The organism is Bacillus sp. CH30_1T, assembly GCF_008364765.1.
Lineage (GTDB): Bacteria > Bacillota > Bacilli > Bacillales > Bacillaceae_B > Rossellomorea.
This window is the reverse complement of sequence record NZ_VTUY01000011.1, coordinates 99784-121954: the sequence shown is the minus strand read 5'-3', so window position 1 is coordinate 121954 and position 22171 is coordinate 99784. Positions and strand designations below refer to the sequence as shown.

The following is a 22171-nucleotide window of genomic DNA, read 5'->3' as shown; positions in this document are numbered from 1 at the left end:
CTAAAGGCTATTTATATAAGGCTGTTATCACAAGATGCTGTCCCTGATGGTTGTCAAGAAATCGACTGAGTAGAAAAGCGGGGGAGGTTTGCCAAGTCATCCGGCAGTGAAAATGCATCATTTTGTCCTAAAGGGACACTTGTCCATAGCAGAATACCATTCTCTTGAATTAACTATAGAAAGGAGGCTATGACTACATGGGAAGTACTATACTTTCTTATAGAAAACTAGAAGCATTAATAGAGAAGAAAACGAAACAATGTCCATTCCTTTCCCTCTCCTCAATCGGCAAGTCCATTGAAGGGCGGGACATTTGGTGTGTTACGATTCAAAAGCCTGCCGATTCCGGAACAAAAATAGTTCAAACAAGGAAAAGCACTTTAGGGAGACGCAAGAAGACACCAATCGTGATTACCGCTTCCATTCATGGACATGAAGCCACCGGATCGACAGCATTACTCCGTTTTTTCAATAAGATTCAACAAGATGGAGATAACACGAAATGGCTGGATGATTTGATTATATTTTGTGTCATTTGCTGTAATCCCGACGGATATGTGCATAAGACACGTTATAATGCAGAGGGCTTTGATATAAACAGGGATTTCATTACACAATCACAGCCTGAAACAGAGAGCATCGTCAATCTCATTGTGAAAGAAAAGCCTGCCGTCGTTTTGGACTTGCATGGGTATGTATGGAAAAAAAACACTCACATTGGATTGATCGAACCCTGTACCCCACCTCACAACCCGGCTTATGAATATGATTTATATCTGAAAGGGGCACTGCCTCTAGCTCAGTTCATGGAAGCCTTTCTAATTGAAGAAAAGGAGAATTTTTCTTCAAAGAGGTTTAAGTCGATAAAAGGGACGTACATCCCTTACCGTGATGGAAAAGGGGGATGGGATGACTATAGTCCATATGGCTGTTCAATGTATTCCATGCTGCATGGTGCCCTAGGGATTACCATTGAATCACCTAGCCGTTCAGAGGATGGCATCACCTGGCTTCTTTTAGCAATTTCAGCTGCTCTTACCCATATTTCAAAGCACAAAGAGGAACTAAACAAAAATCAAATTGCCTTTTTCCACCGTGGAATCAAGAATGTTCATCCCACTCACCCACATGACTATTTTCCAAAATACTACGTACTCACAGAAAAGAACGAACGCCATTCAGAGTTCAGTAAACTAACGCGACATCTCCAGAAGAATGGAATAAAGCTATACTCCTCTACGAAAGATTTCACGTATGAAGGACATTCATTTCCAGCTGGCTCCACCATTGTTCCAATGAATCAAGCACGGGCGAATATAGCTTACTGTTTCCTCACAAAAGGGGAAGATCTCTCGTCAGGATCTGAAAGAATATCTGAACTTTGTGCCTGGAGTCTTCCATTAAGCTGGGGGGTCAACTGTCAGCCTGTATTTGAAAAAGTAGATGCAGGTATGAAGTCTTTCAAATCTATGGAGAAAGACTCTAAAACCGAAGAAGCAGGTGCATCTGTTTCTGTAGGCATTCTCATAGATGACGGCCTTTTTCACAAAAAGGCCCATTCAGGGCTGAAGCTTGCCCTGCAGCAAATGAATATCCCGTTCCAGGAATTTAGGGCAAAGGATTTAGCTTCAGAAAAAGCATTATCCTCTGTGAATGTTCTTGTTTACAACGGGTATGAGCACTTATTTTATCCTCCATTAGAAATAAGAAGTGTTTACCGTGATTTCGTACTCGATTCCCCTGCTCAACAGGAAGCATGCCGTAATCATCTAAATGCCTTTGTACAAAAGGGTGGAAAAGTGATCGGAATAGGAGCTGGTGCTTCTAAGGCGTTGTCCTCTATTCTTGAGCTAAGTGAAGCTGAGGTTCATTCCGGCGGCTGGAATAAAAATGCATTATTGCAGATCCACTATGAGAACCACCCCATAACCAAAGGATATCAAGCTGAAGATACCGGTTTTGTATACCGGCCAGCTTGGTTTACGAATACCGGCAATATGAAAGTAGTCGCAAGATTCAAGAATAACCCTGATACGTTACTTGCAGGCTACTGGCCTGACTATCATCAAGCACAAGGAAAGGCTGCCATCATCGCAAGCCTTTCGGGAAATGTCATTCTCTTTGGGATGGAGATTTGCTTCAGGGGACACACAAGGTATCTCTATAAACTTTTATGGAATGCCATCTATTCATGAGTTGAATGGTGTAAAAAAGGCGATATTCCTCATCACAAGTGTCGTTCCCTAAACAGGACGACCATCATTTACTAGTAAGGAAGAAAATACTTTAAGGAGGTTAGTCAATTGATTCGAATTGGATTGCTGCACCACCGAAAGCATCCTGATAGTGTTATTAAATCATACGCTTATGCAGCTGTTGCCAAGGCAGAAGGAACGCAGATGGTCTATTTTTCTCCAGGTGGAGTAAATTTAATAACGAAAACCATTTCCGGATTTGAATATACAGACGGAAAGTGGGTGGAAGGAACCTTTCCGTTTCCTGATGTTATCTATAACACAGGAAGCCCTGAAAAGCTTGCTAAATCCAATCACGTTATTCAGAAGCTGAAGAAGACTATTCCATTTACCACTCATTCGATCGGCAATAAGATGGCGGTATATAAACGACTGAAGGAAGCTGGAGAGTTCACACAATATTTGATTCCCTCTGAGGTCGTAAGGGGGACGAATCACTTTTTTTCTTTTTTGGAAGCCTATCGGAAGATTGTCTTTAAACCTGTAAACGGCCGTAAAGGTATCTCTATCATTTATATTGAACGTGTCGGAAATGATTTCAGAGTGTTACTAAACACGGACGATCATCTTTATTCCTATGATGAATTAAAAGCATTTGTTTCAGATAATATTCAAGAAGAGGAATTTCTCGTCCAGCCTTATATCAATTGTCGGACAAAAGATGGAAGCGTATTTGACTTTCGGCTTCACGTTCAAAAAGACGGTGATGGGAAATGGGTCATTACTTCTATCTATCCGAGAATCGGCGCACCGGGAACGATTGTTTCAAACATTAACAATGGCGGTTCGATGAATTATCTGGTTCCTTTTTTGAAACAGGAATTTGGAGAGCATGATTACTTTAACATCAAGCGCTATTTAGAAAACTTTTCTTTGCTCCTTGCCCGGCATTTGGACGAATTGCAAATGGAAAGGTATTCAGAAAGTATTGATGAGCTTGGAATTGATGTTGCTTTGGATGACCTGGGGAAAATATGGATCTATGAAGTGAACTGGAGACCAGGATGTCCCCCGACCTTTTATCTTGAGATGGATGTTGTCAAAAACACCATACATTACTGCATCTACTTGGCCAAGAAAAAATCCGAGTAAATAATGAAAGGAGGATTACTATGGATAAAGATTTCTCTGTTGAAAGACCGATCATTGCTGTAACCGGAAGCTCAGGTAAAACAACAACCAAATCATTCATCGCGTCTATTCTCAGAACCCGCTGGATTATCTTCGAATCCAGTGATTATTGGAACCGGACTGATCATACTGAAAAGCATCAGGATGAAATCAACTTCATTCATCGGGCTATTGTACTTGAATATGGAATGGCGTTTCCCGGCGTAATCAAAAAGCATTGCAAGATAATCCAGCCTAACATAGGAGCGATCACCAATATCGGTACTGCACATATCGGTAACTTCAATGGCGATATCAGAGGAATAGCTGCAGCTAAATCGGAGCTTATTAAGGGAATGGATCGTGATGGTCACTTATTCTTGAATGGAGATGACAAGAATTCAAAGCTTCTTCATACTAAGGATTTCACAGGGGTACTAAAAAAGGTCAGTATTCATTCCCCTTCTGATTACCAGGCAAAGAATTTGCGCTACAGCGTGGAAGGTATCAGCTTTGATCTAAAGCTTTCCGGTAAATCATATACCTTTTCCATCCCATACCATGGAGAATTTTATGTTTACAATGCCCTTCTTGCCATCGCCATTGCGGACCTTCTCGGCTTTAAGCCTGAAGAAATCAAACAAGGTATGAATGAAGTTAAAAAGCCAAAGCACAGGCTTGATGTTATGGAGCTGAAAAACAATATCACGCTGATTGACGATACAGTCCATGCTTTCCCTGATGCCATGAAAGGCGCACTCGACGTACTTACGCAATTGGAGGGTGAAAAGAAAGTGGCAGTTCTGGGAAGTATGGCAGGCTTTGGAGACAAACATGAAGCCGTTCACAAAGAAATAGGAAGATACGTTGCTGAGAAAAAAATTGATTACCTCTTTACCTATGGCAACCTTTCCAAAAACATAGGAGCTGGCGCCATAGAAGCTGGTATGAACAAGCAGCGAATCTTTCACTTTAACCGACATTATATGAATGAATTAAATGCGAAACTAGAAAAAATCATCCAACCAAACTGGACAATTCTGATTAAAGGAGCCAGCGGCCTGGAGATGGTGGATACGGTTGAATATTGCAAGAAGAATTTTGGTTAACAGCCTCCAGATTGAACACCTTCACAAGAGAAAAAAATTGATATGAAAATGAAACGCCTTGTTTAAAGCCGTAAAAGCTTAAACAAGGCGTTTTAATTACTAGGTAAACATTTTTTGACTTGTACGTGATAAAGGGAGGAAAATGCACACCCTCCCTTTTCTTATTGAATGACCGTTGTAATCTTTTCCTTAGGAGACTCTTTAATCCAAAACTGAATTTCCGCGGCTGCCTTCTTCGCGTTCCCCTCAGCTTCTATTGCTGTATTTCCAACAGCGGTTACATATGCGTACCGGTGCCCCATAGACAATGGCGGTGTAATCGCTGATCCTTTACGGGGCTTTACGTAAACCTCTACGACCCCCTGGGAGGCAAGGGCTCTACTTTTTCCCGTGACTTTCTCGAGCGTCCCTTTTTTCTCCACCGTCACGTATTGCATGTACACATTCTTTTGAAACTTAGGCTTTAAATCCGGATCTTTTCCCAGCGCCATTTTCAGCATTTCTTCTACCAGATTGATTCCATAGGCTGCTTTAATCATATTGTTCATCCCGGCACCTGAAATACGTGCATTTATTTCAATCAACTTCCACTGATTTCCTTTACGGCGAAGCTCCAAATGACAAGGTCCAGTCTCGAGACCATGCTTAGCAACGATCTCTTTTATCGCTTTCATCAGACCATTCGAAAAGTTTACCCCTGGATTCAGTAATAATTTATAACCCATTACGATAAAGCGTCGGCTATATTGAATATCCTGTTTGATGATTGCCATAATATGAACCTTTCCTTTATGAACCACCACTTCCACCAGATATTGAGGTTCCGGGAGGTATTCTTCTATTAATATCGGCTGATTTTCATAAAGAGTACTCAACGTATTATACCGCTTCCGATACTCTAATAGATTTCCAACCTTGTACACATCTTTAGAGCCGGTAGATTTTGGGGATTTCATGACCAGAGGGAACTTATTCTTGACTTTCGGTTCTAACTCCTTACTTTCCGCCTTTGTTGCAACCGTCCAATATTCTGGAGTTACTGATGAGTTCTTCAGCAGTTCCCGTGATTGAATTTTATTTTGAATATTTTTCATTCCTTCAGTTGAAAAATGATTTAAATTAAAGTGATCGGCAAGAGTACATGCTGTGTAGCTATGGGGATCGACATAGCTCACAATAGCGGAAATTTTTATCCCTTTCAAAATCAGGGCTTTTACTTCCTTTTGCAGTACATTCATATTACTGAGATCACATAATTTCATCAAATGAACATCAGGAAATTCCTCCCTCTTCGCCACAAAATTAGGTCTTTCAGTGAACAGGACAGTATAAAACCCAAGTCTGTCTGCCGTCTTAATTGCTTCCCTACTTGAACCTGACTTAGTGGTTTCTATAAAAATGATAGACTTCATTCAAGGTACGCTCCTTCATTTATCATATTCTCTTTCAAAGCTCAGGATGGGTACGAGCATTGTATTACTGTACAGTTTATTCCGTTGATACTTGGGGGGTGTAGGCTGATTCAATGATGATTCCCTTAAATATTTTATGCATGTAAAGAGCTGCTTCCCTCCTATTCACCTTATGCTTGCAGGGGGTATGCAAGCTGCTTCGATTTTTAACAGAAGTCTAGCAAATTCTCGTCCAATTATCTGATTTCACCTTTAGTTGCCCATACTTATCAAATAACAGCTCATATACTGAGTAGTGACTAAACACATAAAGGAGCTGTTTTCCCCATGAATGAATTCATCATCTATATTGGTACAAACCAATCAGGCTCCTCTCGGGACGGTATTGAAGCAGGAAAAAAATTGGGCTATTCTACTATTCTATTTACTAATCGCAGGAAGTTTATAAGAGAAAGAGAGCTCTTTCAGGATGTCGACGAAATGTACGAAGTAGATTTAAGACATGAAGAAGCAATCAAGAGAGAAATTTCTACGCTTCAGCACGAAGGAAAGAAAATAGCGTGCATCATCAGTTTTCTCGATTCTTACGTTTATATAGCAGCCCGGCTTTCTAATGAATTCTGTAGAACCGAAATTTCCTTGGAACCGATTGGTGATTGTATGGATAAAACAGTGCTCCGCAAGAAACTGACCGGAAAAGATTATTCTTCTGATTTCATGAAATTGGATCCTCCCTTTTCTAAAGAGAGTGTTAAGACCTTTTCCTATCCTGTTGTATTAAAATCACCCGTTTCTAACGGGTCAAAAGATGTCCTCCTTATTCGTAATGAGGATGAGCTGAAAGCAGGCATAAAAAAATTAAAGCGGAAAAAACCTCCAAGTCTTCTTGTAGAAGAATTCTTAGAGGGACCTCAATACTTAATCGAAGTGGTCATCAAAGAACGCAAGCCCGTGATCACAGTGGTCGTCAAACAGCAAATAGACTATCATAAACGATTCATTGTCACCGGGTATAGTGTTTCACCCGTATACCATTATCCGGTACTAGTCAGAAAGGTCGGAGAGATTGTCAATGACCTGGGATTTGTTAACGGAAGCTGTCATTTAGAAATGCGGCTGGTAAAGAATAGATGGAAACTCATTGAAGTCAATCCCCGAATCTCCGGGGGAGCAATGAACAAAATGATTGAAGAAGCATATGGACTGAGCATAGTGGAAGAAACATTAAGGGTATACCTTAAAAAGTCTCACCATAGCGAACGCAAATGGGAAAAACATATCTACACCTACTACATGACTGTCAACAAAACTGGCAGACTGTTAAAAGTGATTGGCAATGACAGGGCAGAAGAACAAGAAGGCATCATTGAAGTTTATATAAAACCGAAAAAAGGAAAAACACTTCACACTCCAACTTCCATGGGGCATCGCTACGGGTATGTTATGGCGAGTGGGGAATCCGTGCAGGAATCAGAGAGGCGTGCAAAAAATGCCGCTAAAGACATTCAATTTTATTTAGAATCAATTTAATCCGTTATATATGCACTACACCACTTTTACAGACAAAAATACAATAATGGTAAGAGACAGGTGAAAGGAGGATTTGAGGCGATGATTTGTCATCACAATAGCTGTATATGCGAAACCTTGAATGAATTATTACTGGAACAATTCCAATTGGCCACTCAAAAATTTAAGTTCATTTGTCAATATGACAAGGTAGACACCATTCCATTTATTATATATACAAAGGTAGATAGCGAGCCGTTTCGTGCACACTTACATTCTAACTGCACCATATTCTTTAAGCTCATCGATATCGATGATGGCTGTGCCACACTGCGGTTACTGGCCGGACTGGATATAGACGGATACATTACCGATGATGTCGATGAATTATTTGCCCTATATCAAACCGACAAATGTATCAGCATCGACTGCAACTGTTTTCTCGGAATTCAGCCCCTTCCTCCGAAACTCGTTAACCGGAAGCTTCCGGTTATCGATGGGGGATGCCCTAAAGAAAGCGGTTCAAGTAGGGAGCGGAGAATGGGTTCAGAGTATGGTTCGGAGTTTGATCGGGAGTGCGATCATAAGTAGGGGTTGGGGGTGAATCTGATTTTTGGATTTGGCTCTTTTTTGGGGTGACCCTGAGCCACCCCTGAATCCTTAAATGCGGGATAATCTGTTCAATACAAATTCCTCAACTACTTCTGCTACGCCATCTTCCATATTAGAGGTTGTTACAAAATCAGCTTTCTCTCTAATATCTCCCGGAGCATTTCCCATTGCGACGCCAAGACCGGCGAATTCAATCATGGCAAGGTCGTTATAGCTGTCTCCGATAGCGATGACCTCTTCCGCACTAATGCCCATTGGCTTGATCAGGTAGTCCAGGCTTGCCCCTTTCGTCACGCCAAGCTGCGTAAACTCCAGGAAGAATGGTTTGGAGCGCATCACACTCAGTTCACCATCCAGTTCGGTTTGAAGTTTTTTCTCGACCTCTACCAATCGATCGGCTTCTTTTAACATGAGTGCCTTTACAACAGGCTCCTTAATCGCTTCTTTAAAGTTGGGAACGACCTTTACAGGCAGCCCAGTCAGTTCACTTTCAATAGAAGCAAATTCACTTGATTCTTCTACAACAATCGCATCATCAGCATATGTCAGAATGCCAACGCCTTCCCGTTTACTCAAATCGTATAAGCGATGAACGGTTTCAGCTGATAATGTTCGACTGTATTTCTCTTCGTTTGTCTTGCAATCTATTATTTTCGATCCATTGAAAGAAAGAATATAGCTTCCGTACTGGTCCAGCTTCAGTTCTTTTGCAACCCATCTCATTCCATACGTTGGGCGGCCGGATGCGAGAACAACCTTCACTCCCGCTTCCTGTGCTTGAAGCAAAGCATCTTTTGTACGACCCGAAATCGTTTGGTCATCTCGTAATAAAGTATCATCTAGATCTAATACAATCATTTTATAATTCATCATGAAAAATCCTTTCAGGAATTCTGATTTTTATTATCTTACTATAACATCTATCGACACTTTTGAAAAAAGAAATAGACCTCCTCAAGTTAACATTGTTTAGATCCCGTTTTCTAATGATAAAACCGAGCTCCGAAACGTACATATCTTGTTCTGCCACACTCTTGTTCACAGGCTATTATTTGCAACTTCTCATCTCTTGTCATTCAAAACCATTAATAATCATGGAAATAAATGTTACCATAGTCTTATCTTCCGAGTCAGGAGTGAATATCATGCTATTTAAGGTAAGAATCCTTTTTTCCACAATCACTATCACTTTTGCCCTATACGGGTTGTTAAGTGAGGATTCACCTGAGTTCATTACGACGATTATGTTTCTTTCTTTAGGAGCCATGATGCTTGTGATGGGACTTTCAGGGTTTCAGGCAAAAAGAAAAGCTTCTGCCTATTTATCTTTTATTGCAGCAGCCTTCGTCACGTTTGTCAGTATTTACTCCCTCTTCTAAGACGTTCACAAGAAATATGATATGCTGAAAGAAAAAATGAAAGCGGGAAGAAAATGATTTCTACTTATTTTGAAAAAATCCAGGAAAAGTTACATGTTGTTCATACCGAAGAAGCTGAAAAAATGGCAAAGCTTGCTCAAAAGATATCTTCTTCCATCCAACAAGATGGCATCATTCAGCTCTTTGGATGCGGTCACTCTCACATCCTTGGAGAAGAGGTATTCTACAGAGCAGGTGGACTGGTTCCGATCAATCCGATTTTGATTGAGCCTCTCATGCTTCATGAAGGAGCCGTACGATCTTCTCAGTTAGAAAGAGCGAAAGGGTTTGCGGGTGAGTTTATGAATGCCCAAGATATTCAGCCCCATGATGTGGTGATCGTTCTCTCCACTTCTGGAAAAAATCCCGTTCCCATCGAAGTAGCTCTTCACGCGAAAAAATGTGGCGCTTATGTTGTGTCCATCAGTTCCTTTGATTACGTAGAGAAGGAAACGTCCCGACATCCCAGTGGAAAATTTCTGAGTGAAGTAGTGGATCTTGCCATAGATAATCACTCCGTTGTAGGTGATGCAGTACTGACTGATCCAAGAGTGTCTGTTCCGTTCTCTCCATCTTCAACCGTCATCGGCGCGGCAATATTGAACAGCGTCATGGCAGGTGCCATTGAAAACATGGTGATAGACGGATTTGAACCGCCTATCTTCCTCAGCGGAAACGTGGACGGCGCAGATGATCATAACGAAGGGTTAATCGAAAAATATCGTAAACGGATTCCACTGTTAACAAAAGGATTATAAAAAAAAGAGTAGGAGCCCATAATAAAATGGGGTTCCTACTCTTTTTCACAGTCTGTCCAAGTTGAGTTTGAATTTATATTTATCAGCTCGATAAATCGATCGTACTAACTCAAAAGGGGTACCGTCTTCTAAGAATGAATCACGCTGGATGAGCAACACTGGCTCCCCGCTCTTCACCTTTAGATGCTTCGTATCCTCTTCCGTCACAATTGCCGCTTCCACTGATTGCGTGGCATGACTGATGTGAAGGTTCAACTCGCTTTCAATATAGTGATACAGTGATTTTCCCAATATTTCCTGATTCAATCCTGGCAGCAGCTTCACCGGAATATAACTTGTTTCCAGTGCCATCGGTTCATCATTCGCAAGACGGATTCGTTTCATTGTATACACAAGTTCATCTTCTTCTAACGAAAGAAGCTCCTGAATATCCTCTATGGCCGGGGAAACTTCGAAATGCAGTAACTTATTCCCGGGCTCGAGTCCCCGACTCTTCATATCTTCACTGAAGCTTGTTAACCCTTGGAGGCTTTGCTCGATTTTGCGATGAGAGACGAATGTCCCACGCCCTTTTTCTCTATATAACACATTTTTATTCACAAGATTGGTAATCGCCTGTCTCACGGTCATTCTGCTGATTTTGAACGATTCAGCCAGCTCCCGCTCAGACGGAAGGGCATCACCTGGCTTTAGCTCTTCAGACTGTATTAGATGTTTTAGGTGCTCTTCTAACTGATAATACAAAGGAAGAGGAGAATTTTTATTTACCACGAACGCTTCTCCTTTCGAAATAACGATTTATCTTTTATTTTAGTATATACACCCTGTTTATAACAGACAATTATCCGAGATCTATATAAAAGTGGCAGACGGATTTTGCCAAATACGACAAACCCGTCTGCTCTAACCGTTTATTTTAACTTTTTCAATTCATCGGCAACAAATTCCACATCTGTCCCGACAATGACTTGAAGGTTTTTATTGTTTACCTTCATCACACCTTTAGCCCCGTGTGCTTTTAAAGCTTTTTCATCTACAAGTGTGACGTCATTGATTTGTAATCGTAATCGTGTGGCACAGTTATCGATGACTGCCAGGTTTTCTTTCCCGCCAAGATCCTTCAGGAAATGTTCAGCCATTATTTCATATTTACTATTTCCGCCTGATTTCTCATCTGCTACTACTACATCTTCATCATCTTCACGACCTGGAGTTTTCAAATTAAACCTCTTGATCAAGAAGGTGAATATGAGGAAATAGATGATTCCATAAAGAATGCCTACCCCTAATAACAGCCAAGGTTTTTGGCCGATGTTGAAATTTAAGATGTAATCAAATGCGCCTGCTGAGAAGCCGAAACCGTGATGGATGCCAAGTACATACGTGATGACCATAGAACTTGCTGTTAATACAGCATGAATTCCATAAAGAACAGGAGATAAGAACATGAAACTGAATTCAATCGGCTCAGTGATCCCTGTTAAGAATGAAGTGACGGCTAACCCGATTAACATCCCCGATACATTGGCACGTAGATGTTTTTTCGCGGTCACGATCATCGCAAGACACGCTGCAGGCAGACCAAACATCATGATAGGGAAGAAGCCTGTTTGGAACGTTCCCGCTGTCGGATCTTTTGCGAAGAAACGTGGAATATCTCCCTTCACAATTTCTCCTGCTGCATCTTTAAATGTCCCAAATTCGAACCATACAAGTGTATTCAACACGTGATGCAGACCGACTGGAATCAAGAGACGATTCAGTAGGCCGAACACACCGACTCCTGTTGCTCCGGCACCTATGATCCATTCACCAATGGAGTTGATCCCACTCTGGATCGGTGGCCAGACAATTCCAAATATCCCTGCTAAAGCAACCATGGACGCAGCGGTTACGATTGGAACGAAACGTCTGCCCCCGAAGAAGCCCAGCCAGGCCGGAAGTTTAATATCATTGAAACGGTTATATAATAAACCTGCCACGACTCCGGATATGATCCCACCGAAAATCGCCATATTGGAATCCGGATCAAGGGCTTTTAACCCGCCCGTTAATACCAAATAACCAATGGCACCGGCTAATCCGGCCGTACCATTTCCATCTTTCGAAAATCCGATTGCCACCCCGATGGCAAAGATTAATGCTAAATTTTTAAATATGGCATCTCCTGCTTCGGACATGAACGCGATTCCTAATAAGTCATCCTGACCTAAGCGCAGCAATAATGCAGCTGCAGGAAGCACCGCGATTGGAAGCATGAGGGATTTACCGATTCGTTGTAAGAATCCTAACATATCATTCTCTCCTTTTGTTTCAATTGAAAGCGTTTAACCAGTACATATCATATCATCATAAAGGAATAGATGTCTATACCAATTTTATGAATACACAATGAGATTTGTTGATTTTATAGTGTTGAATACAATTTATATAAAAAATAAACTGTTCAAACACAAACTGGTATAGACATCTATACTATCCGGTGTTATGGTAGAAGTGTAAAGTACTCAAGGAGTGATTTCAGTGACCTCAAGTATAGAGAAACTACTTATCCTAGATGGAAACATCTATGCAGAAGATACAGTTTATGAAAAAGGGTTTATCAAAATAGAGAATGGAAAGATCACCGAAATGGGTGACCGTTCCCAGTTAACCGATTCAGAAGAGTACAAAGTGATTTCACTTCCCCATGGATATAGTGTTGTCCCAGGAATGATAGATATTCATATCCATGGAGTAAATGGAGCCGACACAATGGATGCCACCCGGGAAGCTCTTGATACGATGACCGGGACACTTCCAAAAGAAGGGACCACGAGCTTCCTTGCGACAACCATGACGGAAGCATCCGGTGCAATCGAAAAAGCCTTGAAGGCAACGGCAGACTATATGTCAAACCATCAAAGAGGCGGTCAGGCAGAAATACTCGGTCTTCATTTAGAAGGTCCATTCATTAACCCGGATAAGGCAGGAGCACAGCCTTTGAATCGTATCCAAAAGCCAAATGTCGAAGTATTTAAAAACTGGCATGCTCTTTCAGGAGAGAATATTAAGTTAGTGACCCTTGCCCCTGAACTTGATGATGAATACGAACTGATCCGTTACTTAAAAGAGAACGGGATTGTCGCTTCAGTCGGTCATTCCAGTGCAACCTATGATCAGGTCGGGGAAGCCATCGATGCAGGCCTGTCCCATGTTACCCACCTGTTCAATCAAATGTCTGGACTTCACCATCGGGAGCCTGGGATTGTCGGCGCATCATTCCTTCGAAAAGAATTAATGGTGGAATTGATTTCAGACGGCATCCACGTTCGTCCGGAAGTGGTCCAATTAGCATTCGATCAAATTACAGACGAGCGATTAATCCTCATCACTGATTCCATGAGAGCAAAATGCTTAAAGAATGGCAAGTATGATCTTGGCGGTCAGATGGTGACGGTTAAGGACGGGAAAGCTTTATTGGATGAAGACACTTTAGCAGGAAGTGTATTGAAGATGAGAGACGCCTTTACAAATATACAGGAATTCACTACGGGAGATATAAGAAGTGCAATCAAAATGACCGCTGAAAACCCTGCAAAACAATTAAATGTTTTTGATCGAAAGGGCAGCCTTGCTCCCCGGAAAGATGCAGATATCGTCATATTAGACGAAAACAAAGATGTATACACAACGATATGTAAAGGGAAAATAGCATATATTCGAGAGGATGATACTCATGAAACTAATTGAAGTGAAAGACTACCAGGAAATGAGTCAAGTCGCTGCAGACTATCTATTATCCAAGGTAAAAAAATTCGATAAGCTGACCCTTGGATTAGCTACAGGCGGAACACCACAAGGGCTTTATGAGGCATTGATAAATGATCATAAACAGAACAGGACGTCCTATCAACATGTGTCCTCGTTTAACCTGGACGAATACATCGGATTGTCAGATAAACACCCTAACAGCTACTATCATTACATGAATGACCACCTATTTAAACATATTGATATTAATTCAGAAAACACCCATATTCCTTCAGGAAAAGCAGTCGACCTCGAAAAGGAATGTGAGGCATATGATGAAAAGATCCGTTTACATGGCGGAATCGATCTTCAAATACTGGGAATTGGCAGCAACGGACATATCGGATTTAATGAACCAGGTACTTCTTTTGATTCCAACACCCACATTGTCGAGCTTGCTCAATCTACGCGTGAGGCTAATGCCCGTTATTTTGACTCAATTGATGAAGTACCTGCCCAAGCCATCACGATGGGGATTTCTTCGATTATGAAGAGCAAAGAAATCCTTCTTCTGGTTTCAGGAGAAGCTAAACAAGTGGCCATGAAAAAGTTAGTTGAAGGAGAAATCTCTGAGAACTTCCCTGCTTCTATTTTGAATCGCCACGAACACGTCACGGTGATTGCCGATCAAGAAGCGTTGGCAATGGTGAAAGGGTTAGAGTTGTTGAATAGGTGAAAGGATGAAGATGTGGAGTGATCAGATTTGTCCACATCCGAAAGGCGTCGAACCATTTGTTCGACGCCTTTTCAAATCATTTCATATTCCAGTACAAAAAATAGTAAAAAATGATTGACGAATGCCTGGTACTTTTTTATAATTAATCATGACCGATTCACGGGGCATTAGCTCAGCTGGGAGAGCGTTTGGCTGGCAGCCAAAAGGTCAGCGGTTCGATCCCGCTATGCTCCATACCACAATGTTTTTATTTATAAAGAGGCTGGGACAAAATTTTTTTATCCTAAGTCAAACCCGAACAAACCTGCTTCTTAGTGTGCAGATTTGTTCGGGTTTATTATTTATTTTCGAATCATTTGATTTTAGCTGTTTCCAGCGGTTGATTGGAGTGCAAGACGAAGACTCCTGCGGGAAAGTAGCTTATGTGAGACCCCGCAGGCTTGCCGAGGAGGCTCACAGGCTACCCGCGGAAAGCGTAGTCTTGCACGGAAATCATTAGCGGTATGAAGAACCTACACTTCTATTGTTCGTCTTTTCATCGTGGTTTTCTTTTATTGTTGTTTCAGCTGATAAAAAATGAATTTTTCAAGGTTTAATTTACAAAATTAATAAGAAGTTACGTTTTTTCGAAGTGATGAATTGAGCTTAAAACAGGATTTAAAATCTTCCAAAATCAACGTTCCTCTTATAAAACTAGATTAAATGTTCCTTATTTCCACTCAGCCCCAACAGAATACAATAACTCTTTTAAGCTTTTTGATGCAACCCTAAACAGTTCAGGACCGCTGAACCCCGAAAATGTCCCATCAGCAGCTAGATGTGGTTCAAGTGACATAAATCCAGTGTATCCACTTTCGTATAATGCTTTATACATATCTTCTAGTTGTCCATCTCCTTTTCCAGCGGGAACCACCATACCGTTGGAAAATAGAGCATCTTTCACATGAACATACTTGATATATTTTTCTAGTAAAGGATAGGCTTCAGTAAAAGGTTTTACTCCACATTGAACAAAATTGGCAGGATCGAATGCTGCGCGGAAGTTAGGTGATTGACAAGCAGTCAATAAATCTAAACACCGTTCTGCGTCACTTCCATATATCCCCTTTTCATTCTCATGAAGGAGGATCACCCCCTCTTCCTCTGCCCTTTTTACTAATATTTTCATTCTTCCTATCACTTCGTCCCTATAGATGCTAGGGTGTTCTGATTCCGGGATAAAAAAAGAAAAAATTCGAATAAATCGTGTATTAAAATAATGGGCAGTATGTATGATTCGATCGAACTCTTTAAGATGTTTTTCAAAATCGTCGTGAATCCCGATCTTTCCTATTGGTGACCCGATGGCTGATACTTTGATCCCTTTGCTACGCAGTTCTCCTTTCACTTTCCGTAACTCTTGATCATTTAGATGAACGACATTTTTCCCCCATAGACTCCTCAGCTCCAGAAAATGAATATCTTCAGATTCGAGGACGCTCAATTGTAAGTCCATTTCGGGTGAAATTTCATCAGCAAAACCAGTTAATTTCACAATCATCTTTTTATCTCCTTAAATTAGCAGAAAGGGAACGATCACCAATTTGACGACCGCTCTTTCCATCCTGACTATCATTATAATTGCTTCTCTGCAAAACAGAAACTGTGCTATTTAAATTTAGAGATATACTTCGATTGAATTCAGTTCTGAACTTAATTTACTTTCAACTTCTGCTTTAGAAATGCATACTCCACCTTGACGATATCGATTCTTGGTTGTTTCTGCAGCTTTTAGTTCTTCACCATTGATAACAACACGGCGACCGGTATCCTTGCAAAGATGATACACGATTGAAACAGACTTTCCGTAAATCGTATAATCAAATGTCAGACCGTTAAAATCTTCAGGCAAAACAGGATCTATCACTAATTCATCTGCTGTTGGACGAATACCCAAACAATTTGAAATCAGCTGATTCATATAAATACCAGGCCCGCTGGAATAAATACGCCATCCGCCTTTTACTGGTACTGAACCATCTTTTAACTTATTAAATTGTTCCTGCGCCTCATAGCGTGTGTTAAATTTTCCGTCAGAGCTGCTGAAGTACGCATTACTTTGGCGTCTTTCCGCATTCGGCACAACATCCTGAATACGAATCGGATTAATTTTCGATAATCCGCTCCATACTTCGTCTACTTTCCCAAGCTTAGCCATCGCTTCTACAAATCGAATATGTGCATGGACATACTGCAATCCAATCTCCCGTCCAAAGTTCGAAGAAGTCTCAGCCCGTTGAAAGTGGGTACTGATACCACCCTTATAGTTGGCTGGTCGATTCATTAAACGAACGCCATCCGGGCAATATAAGGTTTCTTTTATCAATTCATAATGTGCCTCAGCCTGTTCCTTAGTAAGCAGCTCACTAATGATACTACGCTGCATTGGCAGCAATCGATAATGAATCCCTGTTTTTTCATCTGTCGGATGAAGCATCAATTCGGTTGTATCAGGATTCTCAATATATACAAAGCCTGGAATCACACCGGATTTCAACATATATTGATTAAAATCAGCTTCAATTCCAGATGCTAATTGTGCAAGTTCAAATGCTTCCTTTCCATCTACTTCTTCTAGGACAACAGATAAATTACGGATAGCCTGATAGGTTAAAGCAACCGTCCAACTACTGACCATATACTGCTTCAATTTTGCATTCGCTGGCTGCAGGGTATCATCCCAATCTCCATCTCCGTAAGATGATAAATGTGTGTCATGCAGGAAATGTTCTTTAATATAGTTGATTTCCTTTTTTGCATGCTCATAAATCGTTTCCGCGTCATCCGTTAGTTTAAAGCCATTTCCACGCTTAGTGTAAGGCACTTTCTCTTGTAAAATTTCGTAGTCATTCGTAACCGCTAAATAATCACCTAATACCTTTAACGGCCAAACGATGATGTCACCATGGCTCTCACCTGCTTGTATATGAGAATACTTATCAAACATAAACCATTGCGGCCAATTCCCATCATCCTCGAATTGATGAGTATAAACGGTTTTTATAATATCCTTAACAGTTTCATATTTTTGCGTAGCCATGAAGTATTCCATAGGACCTTGGCAAACATCCCGTGTCCCCCATGCTGCTCCACTATATTGTTCCAGACCGTGCGGAACAGAAAAATGTACTAGCATATTGTGGGTATACCACCAGGCAAGAGCGTTTACTTTGTCTAATTTTTCTACTTTTTCGCCTCGCTGTGATAAGTGAAAGCCATTCATTACTTGACGGAAATAATCACGATAACGCTCAATTTCTATGGAAGCATCCCGCTTTGTAAATCGGTAATCTTCACCATGTAGAAGACCTTGCATCGTCATTTCCCACACCGCGGTAGAATTTAATTCGAACACAACGACAGATGCAGAATGAGGCTCTGCGTTTGAGATAAGCTTACTTTCATTATCTAAAGTAAATTCAGTCCCTTCAACACGGATCCGATATTTCAGGTCGGGATAAATAGCTGCAGAATTCGATTCAGCATCTGCGGTGAAAGTTACTGTTTGGCCATCCCTTTCATAGTGGAATGGTACTTCGAGTTCATTACCATTCATGGATACTTGATTCGTTACGAGATACCGGTATGCGTTCCCGCTTTCAGTTCTGACCTGCAGATGTATTTCCGGCGTATCGACCATGGAGAAATTTGTAATGATGAATGTTTCATGGCTCGTTTTATAATACCAGCGAGTATAGTTAAACCCCATTTCAAAAAGAGAAGGCATCGTCAATAAATGGTACACCCCTCCGATTTCCACATAAATGCGCTGCCCGGATGTTTTCATTACGTTTAAGGCATTCCGTGCATTCGTTAACAGCTTATTGAATGAAGTGTTTCCCACGACAAGCTGAGAATTAAAGATTCCATACATGAATGATGTCGAAGAAAGTACATTTTCTTTTATTTTGTCATTCTGCCCAGTCATGAGTATATGGCCGTGCGGTCGTTCGACAAGTCGCTCTTTTTCTTTTAATACGACGTGCTCATATGTGTCTGTAAAGAAAGAAAGTAAGGTATCTCCATCCCATTCTTCTTGGTGACGATCAGGGTATAAATTCGAAATGTCTTCCATTGTCATAGAATCAGTAACCAAAGGTGTTCCGAATTTAGGTGTTCTACTAACTTTTTCAAGAGGCTGGACGGAAAACTCTCCATGATTATTTACTTCTTCCCAGGCAACAGCTATATCTTCGCCATACTCTAAAGAGGTTACTGCATCAGGATGATTTTCTTTAAATAAACCATAGAAAACAAATTTTGTTTGTCCTGCTAATGTTATCCGCTCTGATTGTAGTGCTGTATAAGCAAATTCGTATTGGTAAACTTCATTTGGAAGAGAGTCTTTATACAATACCTCAGGTTGATTTGTTTCTTTATAAGTCAAACCGAAGAACTGGAAACCATCTGTAGAATAACCTACTGCTTTTGTTAATGACCCTTGTTGTAAGTATGGGAATCCTCCCGGCTGCTTCTGATTTTGACGGGAACATACAACATATCCCTTTGTTTCATCCTCAAAAACCTTGTGATCGATATATTGAGAAACATATGCTTCATTATTTCTGACAGCACCTTTACTAGCCATCCCTAAATCTTGTCCATAAACCACATCTACTTCAACGTCATGACCGTCAACAGTAATATCCCAAAACCAGATACCTTGTTCAGTCAAGTGGAAAATGACTTGATAGTTAACCTCATCAATATTTCCTTTCCATGTCACATTAGAACCGGAAAACTCCACTTCACTTTTTGACTGTACACCCAGTAATGGAAAAACTTGAATCCCATCTGAACGAAAGATTCGCAAATATAAATTATTTAGGGATCCATCAACAGGATTGGATATCCATTGATTAATCATAATGTGTTGATGAGACGATTGAAGAATATCGCCGCTGTTTAAAAAAGAAAAAAGTATGTCACCTGCTTTTACTTCAAATGATAAGTCCTTAGTCAAAGTCATCTTATTCCCCTCAATCCTTTTCATTTGTCAATTCAAATGCAAGTTCTGTAACATCATTGCTATTTGAACCGACATAAACAATAAATTCTCCCGGATCACTCTTGAACTGTAGGTCCGAATGATGGTAGTTAAGCTGCTCCTCTTTTAAGATGAACATGACTTCTTTCTCTTCATCCGGATCCAATGTGATCTTTTTGAAATCTTTTAACTCTTTCAATGGACGTATAACCTCACCTACGACATCTCTCACATATAACTGAACGATTTCATCCCCAGCAACGTTCCCTATGTTTTTCACCTTAACAGAAACCGTAATGGATCCTCCTGGACTCATTGATGTTGCAGAAAGAGATGCATCACTGTATGCAAAAGTCGTATAACTTAATCCAAACCCAAAGGGAAGCAGAGGTTCATTAGGGATATCTAAGTACTTTGAAACATATTCAGTCACCGGTTCAACTTTCGGACGCCCTGTATTGAAACTGTTATAATAAACCGGAACTTGGCCGACCGAATATGGGAACGACATCGTTAATCGTCCAGATGGATTCACATCTCCATACAGTAAGTCTGCCACAGCAGCTCCGCCTTCTGTTCCTGGAAACCAGGCTTCTAATACTGCATCTGTTTGATCGATTACACCATGTAAATCGAGAGGACGACCGTTAAACAATACGGCAACGATTGGTTTTTGTAATTGTTTCATTTTTGAAACTAAGTCAAGCTGAACTGCTGGTAAACAAATATCTGCACGGCATTTAGCTTCTCCACTCATATTTGAATGCTCACCTAACGCCAGCACAATGACATCAGCATCTTTGGCAATTTGGAGTGCTTCCTCCAGCTGCTCTTCTGTGCCTGACTCAACATCACACCCTTGAGCGACGAAAAGATGAGACGCATCCGTTTTCATTCGAAAACCTTCATCTACTTTGATTGCATCTTCTTTCGATCCTTGCCAAGACCATGGACCTAAAATGTCTCCATTTTGGGCAAATGGTCCAATCAATGCCACCTTTTGATCTTTATGTAATGGCAGGACATGATCATTTTTTAATAGTACACAAGATTTTGTCGCAAGTTCCCTGGAAACTTGACGGTGATCTTCACATAATACAATCTCTTTCTCCAGCTGTTCATCTGCTCCGCGATATGGTTTTTCAAATAATCCCAATTTCTCTTTTAGTTGCAATATACGAAGGACTGACTCATCGATCAAGCTTTCAGAAATGGAGCCGTCTTCAACTAATTGCTTTAAGTTCTTAACATAGCAAGCTGTCATCATTTCGATATCGACACCCGCTTCGAGCGCCTTTTGGGCGGCTTCTTTTTCATTTGCGGCAACTCCGTGAGGGATAATCTCCTTGACTGCTCCCCAGTCAGATATAATAACACCGTCAAAGCCCCATTCATCTCGAAGCAAATGGCGCATTAATCTTTTATTTCCGGTTGCAGGAATACTATCGACAGTGTTAAAAGAAGTCATAACCATTTCACAGCCTTCATCAAGGGCTGCTTTATACGCAGGTAAATATGATTCGCGGAGCATGCGTTCTGACATATCCACTGTATTATAGTCCCTGCCTCCTTCTGCTGCTCCATATGCAGCAAAGTGTTTGACACACGCTGCAACTCGATGTTCATCGTTTTCCAAATCCGATCCTTGAAATCCGCGGACAAATGCCTTTGCAAACTCTGCATTTAAGTATGGATCCTCACCTGTAGACTCCATCACTCTTCCCCAACGCGGATCGCGGACCAAGTCGACCATCGGTGCAAAAGTAACGTGGACTCCGGAAACAGATGCCTCTTTTGCAGCGACTTCAGCACTTTTTTCAGCCAATTCCATATCCCATGAACAACCGATTGCTAAAGGAACCGGGAAAATCGTTTTAAACCCATGTACGATATCAGCCATCATCAGTAAAGGAATTCCCAGTCGATTTCCATCAAGGTGGGCTTTTTGGATATTCATTGTTTCTTTTGCTCCTGCTCCACCAAGTACTGAGCCGCTGTTATGCACAACGTCTTTATTAATCCCCATATTCTCCATTGGACCTGTAATTTTCCCTTGATTTGAGGAACCTTCATAAAACAACGTAGCTAACTGCATTAATTGTCCGATTTTTTCATCCAAAGTCATTTGTTCAAGTATGATATTCGCATGATTTTTAGTCATTATGTCCTCCGGTTGTGTAGAGTTAGTCGTAATGATGTTTGAAAACACCTTAGACATTTCTACATGATTTTTTTCTTATAAAATGTGTGATCTGAACCCTAAGTTACTGATCAGCAAAACTACTTGCTAACTTATTTAGAAATCGCTTCAAAATTTTGACTCACAATGCCAAACCTTTATAAAACAGTAATTGAAACGTTACAATAAAAATATAAAAAAAAGTGGATGACACTGAATTACTATATTTTTATATTAGATTTATATGTAGGGAAACTTTTTTCATTCTGTGAATGGGTCGTGATACTTAAAAATAGTAGCACGTTAAATATCAAT

16 protein-coding genes and 1 tRNA gene are annotated in these 22171 nt (G+C 40.8%); 10 read left to right on the top strand and 7 right to left on the bottom strand.

The features are described 5' to 3' along the window. Positions 1–197 precede the first annotated feature (197 nt). From F0342_RS20290 to F0342_RS25540, 3 genes are all read left to right on the top strand, one after another. On the top strand, positions 198–2195 hold the full coding sequence (locus F0342_RS20290; RefSeq protein ID WP_149157657.1) for a DUF2817 domain-containing protein: 1998 nt from the start codon (positions 198–200) through the stop codon (positions 2193–2195). A 108-nt stretch (positions 2196–2303) separates the two neighbouring features. Next, complete coding sequence (locus tag F0342_RS25545; protein ID WP_262481834.1) at positions 2304–3347, top strand: YheC/YheD family endospore coat-associated protein; 1044 nt, start codon at positions 2304–2306, stop codon at positions 3345–3347. A 20-nt stretch (positions 3348–3367) separates the two neighbouring features. Further along, a complete protein-coding gene (locus F0342_RS25540; RefSeq protein WP_262481833.1) occupies positions 3368–4474 on the top strand; it encodes a UDP-N-acetylmuramoyl-tripeptide--D-alanyl-D-alanine ligase in 1107 nt (368 codons plus the stop codon). Between the two features lie 161 nt (positions 4475–4635). Here F0342_RS25540 and F0342_RS20280 read toward each other — a convergent pair whose 3' ends face one another. Then, positions 4636–5886 carry an ATP-grasp domain-containing protein gene (locus tag F0342_RS20280; protein WP_149157656.1) on the bottom strand — a complete coding sequence of 417 codons (1251 nt, stop codon included), beginning with the start codon at positions 5884–5886 and terminating at the stop codon, positions 4636–4638. Between the two features lie 327 nt (positions 5887–6213). On the opposite strand from F0342_RS20280, the gene F0342_RS20275 reads away from it, so the two are divergent. Further along, positions 6214–7416, top strand: coding sequence for an ATP-grasp domain-containing protein (locus tag F0342_RS20275; protein WP_149157655.1), 1203 nt, complete (start codon positions 6214–6216; stop codon positions 7414–7416). Between the two features lie 81 nt (positions 7417–7497). Then, positions 7498–7986, top strand: a complete 489-nt coding sequence (locus F0342_RS20270) for a CotY/CotZ family spore coat protein (protein WP_149157654.1) — start codon at positions 7498–7500, stop codon at positions 7984–7986. A 69-nt stretch (positions 7987–8055) separates the two neighbouring features. Here F0342_RS20270 and F0342_RS20265 read toward each other — a convergent pair whose 3' ends face one another. Further along, the gene (locus F0342_RS20265) at positions 8056–8877 is read right to left on the bottom strand and encodes a Cof-type HAD-IIB family hydrolase (protein ID WP_149157653.1); all 822 of its coding nucleotides are present in this window, start codon (positions 8875–8877) and stop codon (positions 8056–8058) included. A 275-nt stretch (positions 8878–9152) separates the two neighbouring features. On the opposite strand from F0342_RS20265, the gene F0342_RS25045 reads away from it, so the two are divergent. Together F0342_RS25045 and F0342_RS20255 are read left to right on the top strand one after the other, a co-directional pair. Continuing rightward, positions 9153–9386, top strand: a complete 234-nt coding sequence (locus tag F0342_RS25045) for a YczI family protein (protein ID WP_188048635.1) — start codon at positions 9153–9155, stop codon at positions 9384–9386. Positions 9387–9439: 53 nt separating this feature from the next. Continuing rightward, entirely contained in the window at positions 9440–10183 is a 744-nt protein-coding gene (locus F0342_RS20255) for an SIS domain-containing protein (protein ID WP_149157651.1), read from the top strand. Positions 10184–10228: 45 nt separating this feature from the next. Here the strand turns inward: F0342_RS20255 and F0342_RS20250 are convergent, their stop codons facing one another. Both F0342_RS20250 and nagE read right to left on the bottom strand, forming a co-directional pair. After that, positions 10229–10954: a GntR family transcriptional regulator gene (locus F0342_RS20250; protein WP_149157650.1), complete on the bottom strand. Its 726-nt coding sequence runs from the start codon at positions 10952–10954 to the stop codon at positions 10229–10231. 140 nt (positions 10955–11094) lie between these two features. Next, entirely contained in the window at positions 11095–12477 is a 1383-nt protein-coding gene (gene nagE, locus F0342_RS20245; RefSeq protein ID WP_149157649.1) for an N-acetylglucosamine-specific PTS transporter subunit IIBC, read from the bottom strand. Positions 12478–12706: 229 nt separating this feature from the next. Between nagE and nagA the strand changes: the two genes are divergently transcribed. The 3 genes from nagA to F0342_RS20230 all read left to right on the top strand — a co-directional run bounded on the left by nagA (position 12707) and on the right by F0342_RS20230 (position 14885). Further along, positions 12707–13915 carry an N-acetylglucosamine-6-phosphate deacetylase gene (gene nagA / locus F0342_RS20240; RefSeq protein ID WP_262481832.1) on the top strand — a complete coding sequence of 403 codons (1209 nt, stop codon included), beginning with the start codon at positions 12707–12709 and terminating at the stop codon, positions 13913–13915. Continuing rightward, complete coding sequence (nagB, locus tag F0342_RS20235; protein ID WP_149157648.1) at positions 13902–14651, top strand: glucosamine-6-phosphate deaminase; 750 nt, start codon at positions 13902–13904, stop codon at positions 14649–14651. Before nagA ends, nagB begins: the two co-directional genes overlap by 14 nt. Before the next feature lie 161 nt (positions 14652–14812). After that, a tRNA-Ala gene (locus F0342_RS20230) sits at positions 14813–14885 on the top strand. Positions 14886–15360: 475 nt separating this feature from the next. Here F0342_RS20230 and F0342_RS20225 read toward each other — a convergent pair. The 3 genes from F0342_RS20225 to F0342_RS20215 all read right to left on the bottom strand — a co-directional run bounded on the left by F0342_RS20225 (position 15361) and on the right by F0342_RS20215 (position 21838). Continuing rightward, complete coding sequence (locus tag F0342_RS20225; RefSeq protein ID WP_262481831.1) at positions 15361–16191, bottom strand: sugar phosphate isomerase/epimerase family protein; 831 nt, start codon at positions 16189–16191, stop codon at positions 15361–15363. Between the two features lie 117 nt (positions 16192–16308). Continuing rightward, the gene (locus F0342_RS20220) at positions 16309–19659 is read right to left on the bottom strand and encodes a GH36-type glycosyl hydrolase domain-containing protein (RefSeq protein WP_149157647.1); all 3351 of its coding nucleotides are present in this window, start codon (positions 19657–19659) and stop codon (positions 16309–16311) included. Between the two features lie 10 nt (positions 19660–19669). Continuing rightward, complete coding sequence (locus F0342_RS20215) at positions 19670–21838, bottom strand: glycoside hydrolase family 3 N-terminal domain-containing protein (protein ID WP_149157646.1); 2169 nt, start codon at positions 21836–21838, stop codon at positions 19670–19672. Positions 21839–22171 lie beyond the last annotated feature (333 nt).